We start from the raw sequence: 17,617 nt of genomic DNA, 5'->3' as shown, positions 1-17,617 counted from the left end.
ATGAATAAAAAATTAATACGGAATATAATTCTATCTACAATATTTATAGCGGGAGCGTTTAACTCCTGTAACTATCTTGATGTCGTGCCCGATGGTGTGAGTAAATTAGAGAATGCCTTTACTATGCGTAACCAGGCGGAAAAATTTCTGTATACCTGCTATTCGTATATGCCGACAGAAGGACAGCTCTCTTTAGATCCCGGATTATTGGGAGGGGATGAGCTTTGGAATCTGGAGACGGCTAATGCACCCGTCTTTAATTTTGCTGCTTTCAATATTGCTCGTGGGTTTCAAAGCCCTTCTAGTACGTTGGTCGATTATTGGGGACAGCTCTATGTTGCATTGCGTGATTGTAACATCTTTTTAGAGAATATCCACAATGTCGCTGATCTACAGGCATGGGAGAGAGACCAATGGATCGCTGAAGTTAAGTTCTTAAAAGCATATTACCATTTTTACCTGGTCAAGATGTATGGTCCGGTACCGATTATACGTCAGAATCTCCCTATCGATGCGGGTATCGAGGAGGTAAAAGTATCTCGCAATACGGTGGATGAGTGTTTTGACTATATGGTGGAACTATTGGATGAAGCTATCCCGGTTTTACCTCCAGTAGTAGCCAATCCTACAGTAGAATTAGGACGTATTACAAAAGCTATTGCTGTATCTCTAAAGGCTAAAATCTTGGTTACAGCGGCGAGTCCTCTTTTCAATGGCAATACCGATCAGGCAGGCTTGGTCAATAAAGATGGCCGTCAATTGTTCAATCAAGTCAATGATGTGGCTAAGTGGGAAAAAGCGTTGGCGGCTTGTGAAGATGCGGTCCGAGTATGTGAGAATGAGTTGGGGATGAAACTCTATAGATATCCCGGCAATCCACAATTTAACCTTTCGGACGTGACCATGCAGGAGCTTACCTTGCGTAATGCTTTTGCCGAAAGATGGAATTCGGAAATTATATGGGCAAATACGCAAAGTGTTCATCATCTAACCCAGCAATTGGCTGTGCCTCGTTTTGACCCACGGTATCCCGATGCACCGTATCTGAAGAACGTAATAGGTGCTCCTATTAAAGTTGCAGAGCAGTTCTATTCTAAAAATGGTTTACCGATTGCCGAAGACAAAACCTGGGACTATAATGGACGATACGATATCCAGACTGTCGGAACTTCTTACCGTCGCTATATGCGAGAGGGGACCCAGACCATCAAGATGCACTTTGATCGAGAGCCTCGGTTTTATGCATATCTAGGGTTTGATACTGGTCTCTGGTATGGAGAAGGGGTCTTAGATGATGCTAATCCAACAAACCTATATGCTGTTGCTGCTAGAAAAGGACAGGTTCACCAAAAACGGGGTTCGGACGATGGACCTATCACGGGCTATTTTATCAAGAAATATGTCCACTTTCAAAATACGATGCTTAATATAACAACATATTCTACAGTATCTTATCCGTGGCCGTTGATCCGACTGAGCGATTTGTTTCTGCTCTATGCCGAAGCCGCAAATGAGGCCAATGATAGTGAGCAGAATAGAGGTAAGGCTCTTGATTATTTAAATATGGTACGAAAAAGAGCAGGTATTCCTAAGGTAGAAGATGCTTGGACGGACTACTCCCTTGTGCCTACCAAGTTCAAGTCACAGAAGGGACTTCGACAGATTATTCATCAGGAGAGGCTCAATGAGTTGGCTTTCGAGAGTCAACGATTTTGGGATGTAAGAAGGTGGAAGACAGCTCCCGATTATTACAATACGCCTATTCAGGCTTGGGATCTGACACAGTCTGCCCCTCAGAATTTTTATAGAAAGGTATTGCTGGCCAAACAGACGTTTACGGTAAAAGATTATTTCTGGCCCTTGAATATTTCTAATTTAACGATAAATAATAATCTAGTACAGAATATCGGCTGGAGATAGCTGTAGGATCTTAAAGAAAAATAACAATGAAAAATTTATTTTGGATTAATATACTTCCTCTTCTGCTGTTGTTGTCCTGTAAAGAGGAACAGCCATCTGTCAATATAGACGATACACTACCGGCACCACAGGCAGTCAAAAATGTGACCGTTAAAAATCTGCCTGGTGGAGCGGTGCTGTACTATGATGTGCCTGATGATAAGAACTTTTTATACGTCAAGGCAGTGTATGAGATCCGCCCTGGTGTGATTCGCGAAACCAAGGCATCGCTGTATACCGATACCTTACTGTTGGATGGATTTGGTCGCCAGGGCGAATACGCTGTCAGACTGTATAGTGTTGGGCGTAATGAGAAGCCGTCCGAACCGCTGGTTGTTCAGGTTGCTCCAGAAGAAGCTCCTGTGCGACAGGCTTTTCATGACTTAGCATTGACAGAAGGTTTTGGTGGAGTGCGTTTATTCTTTGAAAACCCCTATATGAAGGATTTTGCATTTTGTCTGATTGCTGATACGCTTAATAACGGAGACTGGACTGCATTGCAGACATTCTATAGTAAAAATAGCGCAGGGGTATTCTCCCATAGTGGACTTAATCCTAAGCCGATCAAAGTGGGAAGCTATATTCGTGACCGTTGGGGAAATACCTCCGACACACTGGTCTCAACATTGACTCCGCTATTTGAATACATGATTCCCAAGCCTTATGGTGTATTCAATCTTCCGTCGGATAGCTTCGAACCGGCAGAAGGCAATGCCGGTAGATATGCCATTACAGGGTTGTGGGATGGGATTACAAATGTGGAAAACAGTAATATTTTTGCCAATTCTCACGTAGAACCCATGCCGCAGACATTTACGGTCAATTTGAAGCAAAGCGCAACATTGAGCCGTATTAAAGTCCATCAAAGGATAAAAAATGAATACACGGGGAGTATGGTCAAGAAGTTTGAACTCTACGGATCCAATAGCAACAATCCAAAAGATGATCTGTTCGGAGGTGATTGGGTATTGCTAGGTCGGTTTGAGTCCGTGAAACCCTCAGGCCCTGGTGCTATTACTGCAGAAGATCGCAATTATGCTAACGTGCAGGGGGAGAATTTTGAGTTGGTGCCTACGGATGAAATTCCTAACCCATGGGTTCCGGTCCGTTTTATACGATTCAGAACGCTAGAGACCTATAATGGGCCATCTGAAAGGGGACAGGTTATTATCGCGGAGATATCATTATTTGGACAATCAACAAAATGAGAAACTATCTGATGAAAAAGAAACAAAAACTAGTTGGATGCCTATTATTATTGGTGTCGTTGGCTATATCAGGCTGTAAAGATATGCACGATATCTATGCGGAGCATGTTGTTCCTAATGGATCGAAATACCCAGGTAAGATACAGTCTATAGTGGCGCATTCGGGACACAATCGTGTCGTCTTGGGCTGGCGTAATACGAAAGATCCGGCAGTGAATAAAGTTCGTGTGTTTTGGAATAATTATAAAGATTCGGTCGAGATGGATATCACAGAACGTAAGGATTCCTCCTCGCTCAGTATACAGCCCCTTAATGAAGGAAACTATAACTTCATTGTCCATACCTATGATCGAGAAATGCGTCGCTCGGTTCCGCTTGAGGTGCAGGGAATTGTTTATGGCGAGGTCTATAGTTCTTATCTGTCCAATAGTGTGATTGTGGAAGACAAGATCTTGGAAAATGAGGGGCTTTCTATAAATTGGGGCACACCCGACACTCAGAATGGTATGATCGGTACACGTATCATCTATCGTAGCAATCAGGGCAAAGAGAAAACGGTTGTAATTCCTTCGACAGAAAAGAAAACGTTTATTGATGATTTTGATACTTTCTCCAACGGCTATCAGTACCAAGCTCTGTTTCTTCCGAACGAATTGAGTGTTGATACATTTAGTGTTGCTTTGGATCGTAGGATACCTACTATGGCTTTGGACCGTCGTTTATGGACTGTTACTGCGAGTTCCTTTGAAGCGACTGCGCAGATACCAGTAGGAGGTGGTCCTCCCGAAAAAACTTTAGATGGCGATGTCAATACATTCTGGCATAGCAAACACACTGGGACAATGGTGCCTTTCCCGCATTGGTTGGCATACGATATGAAGAAAAAGATTCTTATCGAGAAGATCGTGCTTACTGCGCGGCCTGGGAAGTTTAATAAAGAAGATTTTAACAAGTTTATTATTCAGAGTAGCAATAATGGAACGGATTGGACCGATCATGGCAGTTTTACATTTGCAGATATTGATGATCCTCAGGTCTTCATTCCGCAGACCTCAATTTCTGCTCGGTATTTTAGAATCTATATGACCGCTGGTCCACAGAAATATAGCCATCTGGCTGAGGTCGAGGCTTATGGGAAAGCTGTAGGTCTATAAACAAGAGTTATAATGCATAGATTTAAAATTATTCTTTTTATCATGATTTGCTGCTGTCAGGTTCGCTTGGCGGTAGCAAATTCTGTCGCATCTATTGTTCCTGACCAACTCACCTGTGCATACCTGACAGATCCCATTGGAATCGATGATTTGACTCCTAAGCTCGGCTGGCAGCTTCGTGCTACAGACAGAAGTCGTTATGGACAGCGGCAGACAGCCTATCGGATTTTGGTGGGTCAGGATTCTGTCGCTTTGAGCCAACGTCGGGCCGATGTATGGGACAGCGGATGGGTTGAGTCAGATGCTACACAGCATATCGTTTATTCAGGAAAGAAGTTACATCCCGACAGAAAGTACTACTGGAGCGTAGTGGTCAAGGATGAAAAGGGCAAGATGTCTGATTTTAGCCCTATTGGTAAATGGGTGACTGGACTGTTCTCTAATGCCGACTGGACTGCTGACTGGATCGGTACATCCGAAGTCTTTGATGCCAGTCAGACCGATTATAACGTATACGATCCTTGGTTCCGCAAGAATATATATCTGGAGGAACAACCATCCGATGCGCGTATTTTCGTTGCCTCTATAGGTTTTCATGAGCTATATGTCAATGGGCAGAAGATCGGGAACCCGGTACTGGCACCGGCGGCGACAGATCATGGTAAGAGAGCCCGTTACATCGGTTACGATATCAGTAAAGCGTTACGCAAAGGTTCGAATACGATTTCGTTTTGGTTAGGAGCAGGTTGGTCTATCTATGCGCCCTATGTGCGAGATGACAGGCCACGGGGAGCCATGGTACGGGCAGAAGCTAGCCTTTATAATGCTTCGAGAGAGGTCATCGGCGTGATTAAGACCGATGGAAGCTGGAAGACGCATCCGAGTCCCAATAAGCTGCTGGGCAATTGGTCACCGCGCAACTTTGGTGGCGAGGTGTACGATGCGAATCTCGAGGTCCCGAATTGGAACCAGTCAAGTTACGATGATCGATCCTGGAAAAGTGCAACAGTCTATTACCCTCATGTGCAGTTGTCGGCCCAGCAGGTCGAAGGGAATGTCTTGTTCCGAGAAATAAATCCAGTCGCTATAGAGGCATTGCCCAATGGAGATTACCGTGTGGATATGGGGGTAAATTTTGCGGGTTGGACCCAGATCAATGTCAAAGGAGCTCCTGGGAAGCGGATAGATTTTCTGTTTTCCGAGCGTCGGCAGGACGAGATGACGTTTAACAATCGGAGTGCCTATATTGTGGATGCTTCTGGAGCAGGGACGTTTAAAAACAGATTCAATTACAGCTCCGGACGTTGGATCACGATTAAGGGCGCCGAGTCGAAACCCAGCCTTCAAGATATTAAAGGATGGGCTATCCGTACAGGATATGCTCCGGCTAGTTCTTTTGTATGCTCAGACAGTCTTCAGAATTGGATATATGATCGTACCCTTTGGACCTTTGATAATCTATCGTTAGGTGGGATGATCGTAGACTGTCCACAGCGCGAACGGATGGGCTACGGAGGAGATGCACATGCTACCACCGAGACTGGAATGCTGAACTACAAGATGGCGTCCTTTTATGCGAAGTGGATGGAAGATTGGCAGGATGTACAGGGCACCGAACCCATGGTCGGGAATATGAATGATCCTCAATGGGCAAGAAAGAAAACGAGCAGTGGTCGGGTCTTCAATACGGGGATACTTCCACATACAGCTCCCACGTATTGGGGAGGAGGAGGCCCGGCTTGGGGTGGGATTGTGGTTACCCTTCCTTGGAGCTATTATCAGCAGTATGGCGATAAGCAAATATTAGAGGACAATTTTGATCTGATCAAAGGTTGGTTGAATTTTTTGGAGGGACATGTGCAGGATGATCTCTTAAAACCCTATGGCGGTGACTGGGATTTCTTGGGAGATTGGCTATGGCCTAACGCCACCGCTGAAGGTATGAACAATAAAAAACCAGAGAATATATGTTTCAATAACCTGTATCGTGTTTATAATCTTCGTACAGCAGCCTTGATAGCCCGGGAAATCGGAAAGGAAGAACAGGCCGCAATATGGCAGGCTCAAGCGGAAAAGAGTTCAATAGCGATTAACGCTCGTTTTTACAAGAACTATAGCTATGCCGACGGTTCTATGTCCAATCAATCCCTGGCACTCTTGGCCGAAGTAGTGCCTGCAGAAGATATCAAAAAGGTACAGCAGCAACTGGAATATGAAATCCTGGTCAAAAGGAAGGGACATATTCATGCCGGTATTACAGGTGGAGCCCTATTGTTTAAGTATTTGCGTTCGATACATCGGAATGATTTGATATACAGTATGCTGAAGCAGACTGCTTATCCGAGTTGGGGCTATATGCGTGACAATGATGCTACGACCATTTGGGAAATGTGGGAAAAAGATCTTCGGGGACATTCCTTATTGCACAGTTCATTTCTCTATCCTGGAGCTTGGTATATAGATGGTCTATCCGGAATTAAGTCTTCATCACCTGGGTATAAGACTTTTGATATACAGATTCCAAAAGCGACAGATACCGATATAGCGTGGGCAAAGACTGAGTTTATATCTCCTATGGGGCACATCAAGAGCTATTGGACACGGCAAGACGGAAATCTTACGCTCGATATCGCTGTGCCTCCCAACACCACAGCATTGCTCAAGATACCCAAAGAGGACGGTACCTTAGTTTTACAGCAAAAAGCAAAAGTACGTACCCTTCCGGCGCAAGCGGAATATAGTATCATGGTCTTAGAACCTGGAGAATACATTTTTAAAAACATAGATTAATGATTGTCAAATTGTATGAAAATGAAAAGAAATGTTGTGATTAAACTGTTTTTATTATCCGCAGTTTTACTTGCTGTTTCATGCAGCAAGTCCAAAACGGGAGAGGAAACCACTCCTACTACGACCAAAAATAAGGGGGTTCCGGTAGACAAGCCTTTTATCAATGTAAAGGTGAAAAACCATCCCGATGCTACCGTCAAAATCGATGATGTCAATAAGAAGATTGTCATCAGTTTTGCCCATCCGGTACAGCTCAAAAAAATGAGTTTGGATTTTGAGCTGGCCGGCAAAGTCCGGCTCAATACAGCACAGTCTACGTTTGATTTATTGGCTCCGTATTCATTAAATATCAATAATAATACCCATCAACAGATATATACGATTACGGGCGAGGCCAAGGCTGCAGATTATAGCGGTTGGACCGAAGATACATCATTTGGTGAGCTGCCTACGCACATCAAATTATTCAAGAATATCAGCATGCAGGGAAAGGCAGGGATTGCTTATTTTGCACTGGTAGATCTTGCCAAGGATTATAAGTTCAACGTCATTGGGGGAGCCTCTGGAGTCAAGACGCCATCCTTATTTTATGAACAATTGCCAGCTGCGCAAAAACCTACTATTCTTATCAATTCGGGCTATTTTACGTATTCCGATGTACAGGGGATGTATGGCGTCAGTCTCTTGATCCAAGAGGGGACTACGGTACGGCACAATACAACCTCGACAGATAGGCTTGGAAAAACATATTATATGACTCGCTCGGCGATCGGTATGGAGAGAAATGGAGCTTTGGAAATCAATTGGGTGTATACAGACGGCATCAATGCGCCGACCTATGCCTATCCTGCTCCAGCCGCAAATATAGAAGGGGAGACCCCGTTGTCCAAGCCCTCACTGGCTTTCCCTGCCAACGGTCGTATTTGGAATGCCTATATGGCTTCTGGTGCTGGGCCTATTGCTGCTAAAGATGGTAAAGTTGTGCCTTTTGAAAAGATGAAGCAAGAACTTATTACAGGAGATGGTTCGGCCAATCGACCACGCTCCGCTGTGGGGCTGACTAGTGATAACAAAATGATTGTCTATGTCAATCAGGGCAATGGCTTTGATGGATTGGGAGGATATACCTGGGAGGAAGTGGGAAGAGAATTGGTCAAGCTCGGTTGTTATGATGTGCTCCATTTTGACGGGGGAGGGTCGAGCTGTATGCTTATCAATGGCAAGCCGTTGATAAAAGGGGGAGAGGTCGATACGCCAAGCGCTCCTAACCCTAATGGGGCAAAGCAACGTGCTGTAGCTACAGTAGTGACAGTCTATTAGTAGAAAGGCTGAAGTTATATTTTTAACGATTTTTATATTTTGTGACCTATTTAGATTATGCGGTTATTATTTTTTGTTTTGTGTGCATTTCTATTTTGTAGAGTTCAAGCTCAGGTTCGAGTTCCACTTTATTCTGGAGATATCCCTAATTCTATTCCTAGTAAAAATAGAGAGCAGGATTTTAGTAATATAAGTGTTGATACGATAACTAAGTTTGTGTCGGAACCGAGTTTGACCGTTTTTTTGCCGGATAAAAATAAACAGAATGGTGTGGGAGTGATTATTTGTCCTGGAGGAGGATACCATTTACTGCTTACCAAAAGGGAGGGGGCACACATTGCGAAGGCTTTTAATAAACTCGGAGTAACTGCATTTGTGCTGCGATATCGGATCCCTGATGAACGAATATTGCAAGATCCATCAATAGGTCCACTGCAGGATGTTCAGATGGCAATAAAACTGGTTAGAGAGCATGCTACCGGTTGGGGAGTGGATGTGACTAAAATAGGTGTCATGGGATTTTCTGCGGGAGGACATGTTGCCGCTACTGCAGCGGTTCATTTCGACCATTCTTTTGTTCGCAACGAAGCAAAAACATCATTAAGACCTGACTTTGCAATATTAATTAATCCGATCATTAGCATGCACACTGATCTTACACATTTAGGGTCCAGAAAGAATCTCTTAGGTTCAACTCCAGCAGTTGATAAAATTGAATTTTATTCTAATGAACTGCATGTAGATACTGATACCCCTCCAGTTTTTCTGGTGCATTCTACTAGAGATAGCGTGGTTTCTGTTAACAATTCGATTGTCTTTTATCAAGCTTTGCAGAAACAAAGGGTTTCTACAGAAATGCATTTGTACGCAGATGGTGAACATGGATTTCTGACAAACCCGAGTTTTGAGGAATGGTTTGGACGTTGTACAAATTGGTTATTTAAACTACTGACAGATTAGTTTATCTGATTTTGTTTTTCTTTAATCCAATTTGTTCCCTTGTCCGACAGATAATACCGTTGATTTCTGCTGATGGCTTCGCGCAATGCAGGATTATTCCATATTGAATTTCTTTTTTAGTTTGAGGACCAAATGTGGAGCAATACTGTAGTACCCTTTAGGCTGGCCGATAGCTCTATACGATAAGAGTTTTTTCTTGACACTTTCCTTGTTGATCTGGTCAAATACCTTCTGAAGCAAGGGAGATATAATGATAATCTTCTTTTTTACATCTATTAACATAATATGGTCATATCGGATATAAAGGAGGTCATTGATGTGCAGGAATATACCATCGTAAAAATTTTCTGGGGTCTCCTTATCATCGAATTCCATCGGTACAGTAAAGCCTTGGTTGATAATAACGTAGTCGAATCCCTTTCCATAGATGAATGCATACATTTCGATATCGATCTCGGCTTTAGGGGGGGCTTTGGATGGTGGTTTTGAAAAAGTATTAGCTAGTTTTTCTGCTTTATGAAGCAGGTCTTCACTGTTATCAACAGCTGCTGTAGTCTCTTGTGGATAGGAGCTCGGTCTATCGGCGATATACAGTACCATAGTCAAAAAATGCTTTCGATGACCTTTGTACAATGCCAATATCAAAAAACCAATTGATATGGCGTAAAGGTAGTAGCTTAGATCTCCCTGATGATGCAATTTTGTCAACTCGATTTCTAAAGCAGAGAAAGGTTCTTTGTTTAGAGAATAAGGGGAACGGTAGGGAACTACTTTGTCTAGATCAATGTTTTGGTCGTCGTAAAATAAATATCCAAAAATAGCGGTATACAAAAAATAAGGAACGAAGGACCAGAAGAAGAGTGTGATTTTGGTTAGCGGTCTACGGCTATGAAATAAGGGTATTAATAGAAATACAACTGAGGTAAAGAAGAAAAGAAGCATCATTGACGAAAGTAGTGCCCACTGTATACGATCTGCTAAAAATTGATTGTAAAGCTCTCCGGACAATGTACGTAATCGTGGGATATAAGCACAGAAGGAGCAAACGGCCATGATCACAAATGTTGCGAATGGGTAAAATATAAAGCTCTTCCAAGCTTGTATTGGTTTATATTGGTTACTCATAGCTAAGTATATTGGTTTTTTTTATAAGTATACTGATTTTTAGTGAGATAGTCAATTTTTATGGATTTAAAATCTACTGTAACTATTTATTTCACTTTTTTACTAAGGTTATTCCTTTTGATTTGTATTGGTAGTATTAAGGTGAAAGAAATATGTACGATACTTCAGAAATCGCGAGATTGATCAAGAGGAAGATAGAGGGAACTATTACGGCCGAAGAGTTGATTAAATTCAGCGAATTAGCCGAAGAAAATCCTTCTATTCGCAGTTTGCTGTTGATTATAGAGGATGACCATACGCTATTGGAAGATACAGCGATTTACCTGAATCTATCTATGGAGGAGGAGAAGGTGGGACGGCGGAATCGGTTGTTAGATAAGACATTTGCCAAAATCCATAAACGGTCTAAAATAATGCTGTTTCGAAAGGCTATTCCTTACGTGGCAGCAGTGCTTGTACTGTCGTTAAGTACTCTGTATTACTATAGCCTAGAGCAGGATAAGTTGGATATTGTGCTGATAGAGGATTTGGCTCCCGGCAGTAATAGGGCGTCTATTACACTGGCGGATGGACGTGTTATTGAGTTGAGTCAGGACCAGCATGGTGTTGTACTGAACGATCAATTACAATATGAGGATGGTACGCTAATTCAGACAATGGATAACTCAGAAATAGTGCATGCGACCATATCGACACCAAAAGGAGGGCAGTATCAGATCACACTGTCGGACGGCACGAAAGTCTGGCTGAATGCAGATTCAAAATTGACCTACCCTTCACGCTTTAATGGCGATAATAGACTGGTAGAGCTGGAGGGAGAAGCTTATTTTGAGGTGTCTACTGTTGCTAAAAAGGGAAAGAAAGCCCCTTTTATAGTGAAAACCTCTTTTCAGCAGGTTGAAGTGCTGGGGACACAGTTTAACCTGAAGGCATATCCTGATGACCCTGGGGATACGCACACTACTCTGGTAGAAGGGATAGTATCACTGCATGTGGCAGATAAAACCTTACCGTTGTTCCCAGGAGAACAAGGTGTAAGTAACAAGCAGGGAATTAGTAAAAGGAGAGTCGATGTAGGACCATATATCGCATGGAAGGATAATCAGTTTGTTTTTGAGGAAATAGAGCTCCGTGAAGCGATTAAAATATTGAGTCGTTGGTACGATTTTGATTTTAATATCGACAATGCCGTAAAGCCTATACACCTATATGCAAGTATCAATCGCAGTAAAAGTCTAAAAGAGGTTCTTAATATTCTAGAAAGTAGTGGAATTAAATTTAGACTGGAACGCGGGGGAGAAAGGAATAAATTATTAATCTTCAATTAAAAACTAACAAAAAACTACTATGGAATAAAAAAGAAAGTAAAGAAAGAAGACAGTGGGGAAAAGAACGGACAGTGCGCTAACACTGCCCGAAATTGTTTCGGCTGTCTATCGTAATTATTATCTCTAGGCAAAGAGAAGATTTCTCATTTTAATAAATTACAATATGATCTAAACCGTACAAATGTATGATTTTTAAAACAAAACCTGAAGGGCTACATAGGCCTTCTGTTAACCCTGTGCTCTTAGTTATGAAATTGATAGTTGTACTTGTTTTGCTAAATATTACAGCAGTGTGGGCTGATGGGATGGCGCAGAACATCACTTTGAAAGCAAACGGTATGTCTTTGGTGCAGGCCATGAAAAGCATCCAGCAGCAGACTGGTTATGAGTTTTTCATTAAGAGTAAAGATTTAGCGCAGGCTAAGGTCACAGCAAATATCCAAGGTCTACATATAGAGAAAGCTATGGAAAAGCTGTTACAGGGGCATTCGGCAGCTTGGCAGTTGGAAAGTAATACGATAGTAGTTAAACCTCAGGCATTAAAGGCAACTGCAGGTAAAACAATAAGTAGCCCAACGCAACCTATGATTAGAGAGTTGCCAACCGTGCAACAGCACATAATCACAGGTAAAGTGACCGATGGAATTGATGAGTCCCCGATATCGGGAGTGAGTGTATTGGTCAAAGGGACGACAAATGGCACCAATACTGCTGCCGATGGTGTATACGAATTGATGGTCAATGAAGGAGATTCATTGATTTTTTCGATGGTAGGCTATATCCAACAACGGGTGAAGGTTGGATCTTCCAAGCTGATCAATATCAGATTGGTCAAGGATAATAAGGAGCTGGAGGAGACGGTTGTGGTGGCCTTTGGTCGACAGAATAAAGAGAGTGTGGTATCTTCCATAACGACAGTTAATGTGAAAGATTTAAGGTCACCTTCCAGCAACTTGACAACGGCTTTGGCTGGACGTATGGCAGGACTGGTAGCGTATCAATCAACAGGAGCTCCAGGGGAGGAGGATGCGCAGTTTTTCGTACGTAGTGTGACGTCGTTCGGTAGCGGTTTGACCTCTCCGCTTATCTTGATTGATAACGTAGAGATGACGGCAAAAGACCTTTCTCGTTTGAATCCTGATGATATAGCCAGTTTTTCTATTCTGAAGGATGCTTCCGCAACGGCATTGTATGGAGCTCGTGGTGCCAATGGTGTGGTTTTAGTGACGACCAAAGAGGGGGAAAAAGGACGCGTTAAAGTTTCTTTCAGACATGAAACATCGATGTCAACGCCTACTACAAAGGTAGATATAGCTGACCCGGTAAGTTTTATGGAATATGCGAATATCGCGAGTATGACCCGTCATGGTGAACTTACTTATTCGCAGAGTAAGATCGATTTTACTAAAGACCCGAATAGAAATCCAAATGTATATCCGGCGGTGGATTGGAAAGATATGCTGACCCGCGATCATTCGTTGAATCACCGGACAAATATTAACTTGACAGGAGGGGGGAATGCCGCGACTTATTATCTGGCAGGATCTTTTTCACAGGATAATGGTATTTTAAAAGTTGATAATAAGAATCCGTTCAATTCGAATATTAATCTGAAAAAGTACTCTGTACGTTCTAATGTGAATCTTAACTTAAACAAGTCTTTGGAGGCTAAGGTACGGGTGAGTGCCAATTTTGATGATTATACCGGACCTATAGGTGAATTTGGAAGTGGTGGCGCGAATACATACGGTAAATCCTTAATGGCGAATCCGGTGTTGTTTCCAGCGTACTATGAGCCAGATTACAACACGCAATATCTAAAACGGATTCTATTCGGTAACTATTCGGGAGACGATTATGGTAATGGGGGACCAGACTATATTAATCCATATGCAGATGTGATGCGGGGTTATGAGGATGTACGTAATAATACATTATTGACACAGCTGGAATTACACCAAGACCTAACGTCGCTTACCAAGGGACTGAAGGCTCGCTTTATTGGTAGTATTACTCGGTATTCCGGCTTCAATATACAACGTAGTTATAAGCCGTTCTATTATCAATACATTAGAGGTACTTATGACCCGACCAATGCTTACCCTTATCAATTGGCCAATTTAAATATTGAAGGTGGTTCTGATAATATCGATTATACTGCTGGTAATAAGTTTGTAGAAGCTACAGGTTATGCCGAAGGGGCCTTGCTTTACAATCGTAAATTCGGTACGCATGATTTGGGAGGCCTATTAGTGGGATCTATCAAAGATAGAATGGATGGAAGCCCTAAAAACTTGGACTCCTCATTGCCTTCTAGAAATGTAGCTTTAGCGGGACGTTTTACCTATGGCTATTCCAATAAATATTTTGCGGAGCTGAATTTTGGATTAAATGGATCAGAACGTTTTGATCCTAAATATCGCTGGGGATTCTTCCCGTCTATAGGTTTAGGCTGGCAGGTTTCGGATGAGCCTTTCTTTGAAAAATTGAAGCCAGTATTCTCTAAACTTAAGTTGCGTGGGACCTATGGTTTGGTAGGTAATGATGTTATTGTTGAAGATACAGACCGCTTCTTTTTTACATCGAATATTAATCTTAATGGACCTAATGCAGGTTATTTCGGTAATAATCCAAATGCTACCTTTACGCGCCCTACTATAAGTATCTTGCGTTATGCCAACCCATTGATCACCTGGGAGGTCTCTTATAAAACCAATTTGGCGATGGAGCTAGGGTTTTTGAATGATGAGCTTTCACTGATAGCCGAGGTGTATCACGAAAACAGAACCAATATCGTTCAGGTACGTAAGGATATCCCCTCAATTGTCGGTTTAGGTTCTGAGATTAAAACCAATTATGGGGCAGCCGTAGGAAAGGGACTAGATCTAACTTTAAATTATAATAAGTCATTGTATAACGGTATGTGGTATATTCTGCGAGGAAATTTTACCTATGGATCGTCCAAAATTACGGAGTATGATGAATTGGATTATACTGGTTTTGCTCCATGGAAATCCGTTATTGGCCGTAAAGTAGGACAATCGCAAGGTTATGTCGCTGAACGCTTATTTATTGATGAAAATGAAGTGCTGAATTCTCCGGTGCAAATGGTCGCAGGTTCAGGAACTCAGTATCAAGCTGGAGATATTAAATATAGGGATATCAATGGCGATGGTATAATCAATGAATACGATATAGTTCCTATTGGTTACCCTGCCTCCCCTGAAATACAATATGGAATAGGTGGCTCATTTGGTTTTAAAAACTTTGATATATCAGCATTCTTTCAAGGGTCGTCCCGTTATTCATTCTTTCTAGATGCTAATGCAATGGCGCCTTTTGTAAATGTTACTTCAGGAGGCCGAAGGGGGAACCGGGCCATGTTGAATTTTATAAAGGAAGACCTTTGGACAGAAACAAACCGCGATGAATATGCAAGCTGGCCGAGGTTATCACCAGATGTAGGTAGTGCTGCTGTTGGTAATAGTAACAACTTCGTCCGTAGCAATTATTGGATGCGGTCGGCAAGCTTTATTCGATTAAAATCGGTAGAAATGGGGTATAAGATTAAAGAGTTCAAAGGTGTGAGTCCACGTATATATGCAAGTGGGACAAACTTGTTTACACTTTCTGATTTTAAATTGTGGGATCCAGAAATGCGTGGTAATGGTTTGGCCTATCCTCTTCAAAAGGTATTCAATTTGGGGGTCCAGGTTAACTTTTAATAGCTAGTTAGATAAGAAACAGTTTAAGCTGATGAAAAAAATATTTTATATAGCGATAGGGATGATCTTGATGACATTTGTCGCTTGCAACAAATACTTAGACATCTTACCGGATGATAAGCCGGTCTTAGAAGATGCTTTTAAGGATAAGTACAATGCGGAGAAATACTTGTTTACCTGTTACGCAAGTCTCCCTAGCGTTACAAATCCAGATAATACTTTGGGACTGACTGGAGGCGGCGATATCATATACGATCAAAAGAATATGCCGGGAGGAAATGCCGCACATATGCCTAATACCATGTTAATGTTGTATAATGGAAATAATGCAGTAAGTCCTTATATGAATTTTTGGGATGGCAGAAACGGCGCGAGTAAAAATATATGGCAAGGCATAAGACATTGTAATGTTTTTCTGGAAAATATTAATATTGAAGATGGTGGGCCTCGTGATATAGATGAAGTGGAAAGGGCCAAGTGGATTGCTGAAGTGAAAACAATTAAGGCGTACCTTAATTTTTATTTATTCCAACTCTATGGACCTATCCCTATTGTAGATAAGGCATTTCCTATCTCTTCAAAAGGTGATGAGTTGGCTCTGTATCGTGAACCCGTAAATAAAGTAGCTGACTATATAGTCGCAATGCTAGATGAGGCTATAGAGGGCCTGCCTATGACCAGTGAACAAGATTTGTCTACAGAGTCTGGTCGTTTTAATAAGACGATTGCAAGATCGATTAAGGCAAAGACATTGGTTCTGTTGGCTAGTCCGCTATTTAGTAATAATAATTATTATGCTGGATTTAAGGATAATAGAGGTGTTGAGTTATTTCCAGTAGGTAATAACCGCCAACGCTGGGAACAGGCATTACAAGCGTGTGATGATGCCGTGCGATCGGCTGAGGAAGATGGTAATGTGATACTGGTATCTACAGATGCAGGTGCAGGTGCTATTCCGGATGTGAACTCTACGAATATCAGTGAACAAACTAAAGCTATGCTTAGTTTACGACAAGCGGTTACGCTCCCCTGGAACCCGGAGATTATCTGGGGAACAAATGAGAATACAAGGTTACTACAGAAATTCGCGAGTATGCTAAGTAATTCTGAATGGGAGAATATTGCCGGTTCGGGGGCTCCGGATATCGGACAGCGCTATGCTCCAACTTTAAACATGGTTGAACAATTCTACTCTTCTCATGGGGTACCGATTGAAGAGGATGAGGAATGGGATACAAAGGGGTGGTATGAGAATAGGTACACGACAAAGGTGCCTGACGCAGCACACACCAAGTATTTTATTAAATCAGGACAGGAGACTGCCTTGTTGCACTTCAATCGCTCTTTACGGTTTTATGCGTCTATAGGTTTTGATGGTGGTATTTGGGAAGGAAGAGGTAAAACTCTGGCAGATCCTTCGTATCCGAGTTTTCTTCGGCATATGGGAAGTGGCTTTAAATATGGTGAGACCTATGGCTTCTATTCCCAAACGGGTTACCTGGCCAAAAAGTTAACACATCTAAAAACAACGTATAGAGATACTAGGGTAGAGTTGATCTATGAGCCTTATTCGTTCCCTATCATCCGTTTGGCAGATCTGTATTTATTACTAGCCGAATGTTTGAATGAAGTTGAAGGTCCGGGGATGAGCGATTCAAAAGGAAATAATGCTTACTATTATCTAGATGTGATAAGAGCTAGGTCGGGCATGGAAGGTGTAGTGGCAAGTTGGTCTAAATATGCATCCGGACAGTTTAAATCCAAACCGAACGATCAAACAGGTCTTAGAAAAATTATACAACAAGAACGTAATAACGAACTGGCTTTTGAAGGACAATACTATTATGACGTGCGTCGGTGGATGACTGCTGAAGAACTCTATAATCGCCCAGTCTTGGGTTGGACCAAAGAGGGGGAAACGAAGAAAGATTTTTATGCCATAAAAGTATTGTTGCAACCGAGATTTTCAATGAAGGATTATTTAATGCCGATAGCGACGAATACATTACTTCAGAATAGGAACTTAATGCAAAATCCAGGGTGGTAAT

Annotated in this window: 10 protein-coding genes; 9 read left to right on the top strand and 1 reads right to left on the bottom strand. The window is 42.2% G+C overall.

Annotated elements, in window-relative coordinates; all coding sequences use genetic code 11:
- From JKG64_RS14700 to JKG64_RS14675, 6 genes are read left to right on the top strand one after another with little or no spacing between them, the layout of a single operon-like run.
- A complete protein-coding gene (locus tag JKG64_RS14700; RefSeq protein ID WP_210355085.1) occupies nucleotides 1-1,920 on the top strand; it encodes a RagB/SusD family nutrient uptake outer membrane protein in 1,920 nt (639 codons plus the stop codon).
- Between the two features lie 26 nt (nucleotides 1,921-1,946).
- Nucleotides 1,947-3,167, top strand: coding sequence for a DUF4959 domain-containing protein (locus JKG64_RS14695; RefSeq protein ID WP_210355084.1), 1,221 nt, complete (start codon nucleotides 1,947-1,949; stop codon nucleotides 3,165-3,167).
- A gap of 11 nt (nucleotides 3,168-3,178) precedes the next feature.
- Nucleotides 3,179-4,321, top strand: coding sequence for a DUF4998 domain-containing protein (locus tag JKG64_RS14690; protein ID WP_210355083.1), 1,143 nt, complete (start codon nucleotides 3,179-3,181; stop codon nucleotides 4,319-4,321).
- 12 nt (nucleotides 4,322-4,333) lie between these two features.
- Nucleotides 4,334-7,111, top strand: a complete 2,778-nt coding sequence (locus JKG64_RS14685; RefSeq protein ID WP_210355082.1) for a family 78 glycoside hydrolase catalytic domain — start codon at nucleotides 4,334-4,336, stop codon at nucleotides 7,109-7,111.
- Between the two features lie 21 nt (nucleotides 7,112-7,132).
- Entirely contained in the window at nucleotides 7,133-8,431 is a 1,299-nt protein-coding gene (locus tag JKG64_RS14680) for a phosphodiester glycosidase family protein (protein ID WP_210355081.1), read from the top strand.
- Between the two features lie 57 nt (nucleotides 8,432-8,488).
- Entirely contained in the window at nucleotides 8,489-9,391 is a 903-nt protein-coding gene (locus JKG64_RS14675; protein WP_210355080.1) for an alpha/beta hydrolase, read from the top strand.
- Nucleotides 9,392-9,484: 93 nt separating this feature from the next.
- Here JKG64_RS14675 and JKG64_RS14670 read toward each other — a convergent pair whose 3' ends face one another.
- A complete protein-coding gene (locus JKG64_RS14670; protein ID WP_210355079.1) occupies nucleotides 9,485-10,516 on the bottom strand; it encodes a hypothetical protein in 1,032 nt (343 codons plus the stop codon).
- A gap of 152 nt (nucleotides 10,517-10,668) precedes the next feature.
- On the opposite strand from JKG64_RS14670, the gene JKG64_RS14665 reads away from it, so the two are divergent.
- The 3 genes from JKG64_RS14665 to JKG64_RS14655 all read left to right on the top strand — a co-directional run bounded on the left by JKG64_RS14665 (nucleotide 10,669) and on the right by JKG64_RS14655 (nucleotide 17,616).
- A complete protein-coding gene (locus tag JKG64_RS14665) occupies nucleotides 10,669-11,844 on the top strand; it encodes a FecR family protein (protein ID WP_210355078.1) in 1,176 nt (391 codons plus the stop codon).
- Nucleotides 11,845-12,092: 248 nt separating this feature from the next.
- Nucleotides 12,093-15,569 carry a SusC/RagA family TonB-linked outer membrane protein gene (locus tag JKG64_RS14660; protein WP_210355077.1) on the top strand — a complete coding sequence of 1,159 codons (3,477 nt, stop codon included), beginning with the start codon at nucleotides 12,093-12,095 and terminating at the stop codon, nucleotides 15,567-15,569.
- Between the two features lie 31 nt (nucleotides 15,570-15,600).
- Complete coding sequence (locus tag JKG64_RS14655; RefSeq protein WP_210355076.1) at nucleotides 15,601-17,616, top strand: RagB/SusD family nutrient uptake outer membrane protein; 2,016 nt, start codon at nucleotides 15,601-15,603, stop codon at nucleotides 17,614-17,616.
- Nucleotide 17,617: the final 1 nt, after the last annotated feature.

It is taken from the genome of Sphingobacterium tabacisoli (assembly GCF_017908035.1).
Lineage (GTDB): Bacteria > Bacteroidota > Bacteroidia > Sphingobacteriales > Sphingobacteriaceae > Sphingobacterium > Sphingobacterium tabacisoli.
The sequence above is the reverse complement of the archived record's forward strand: the minus strand, read 5'-3'. Positions and strand labels throughout refer to the sequence as shown.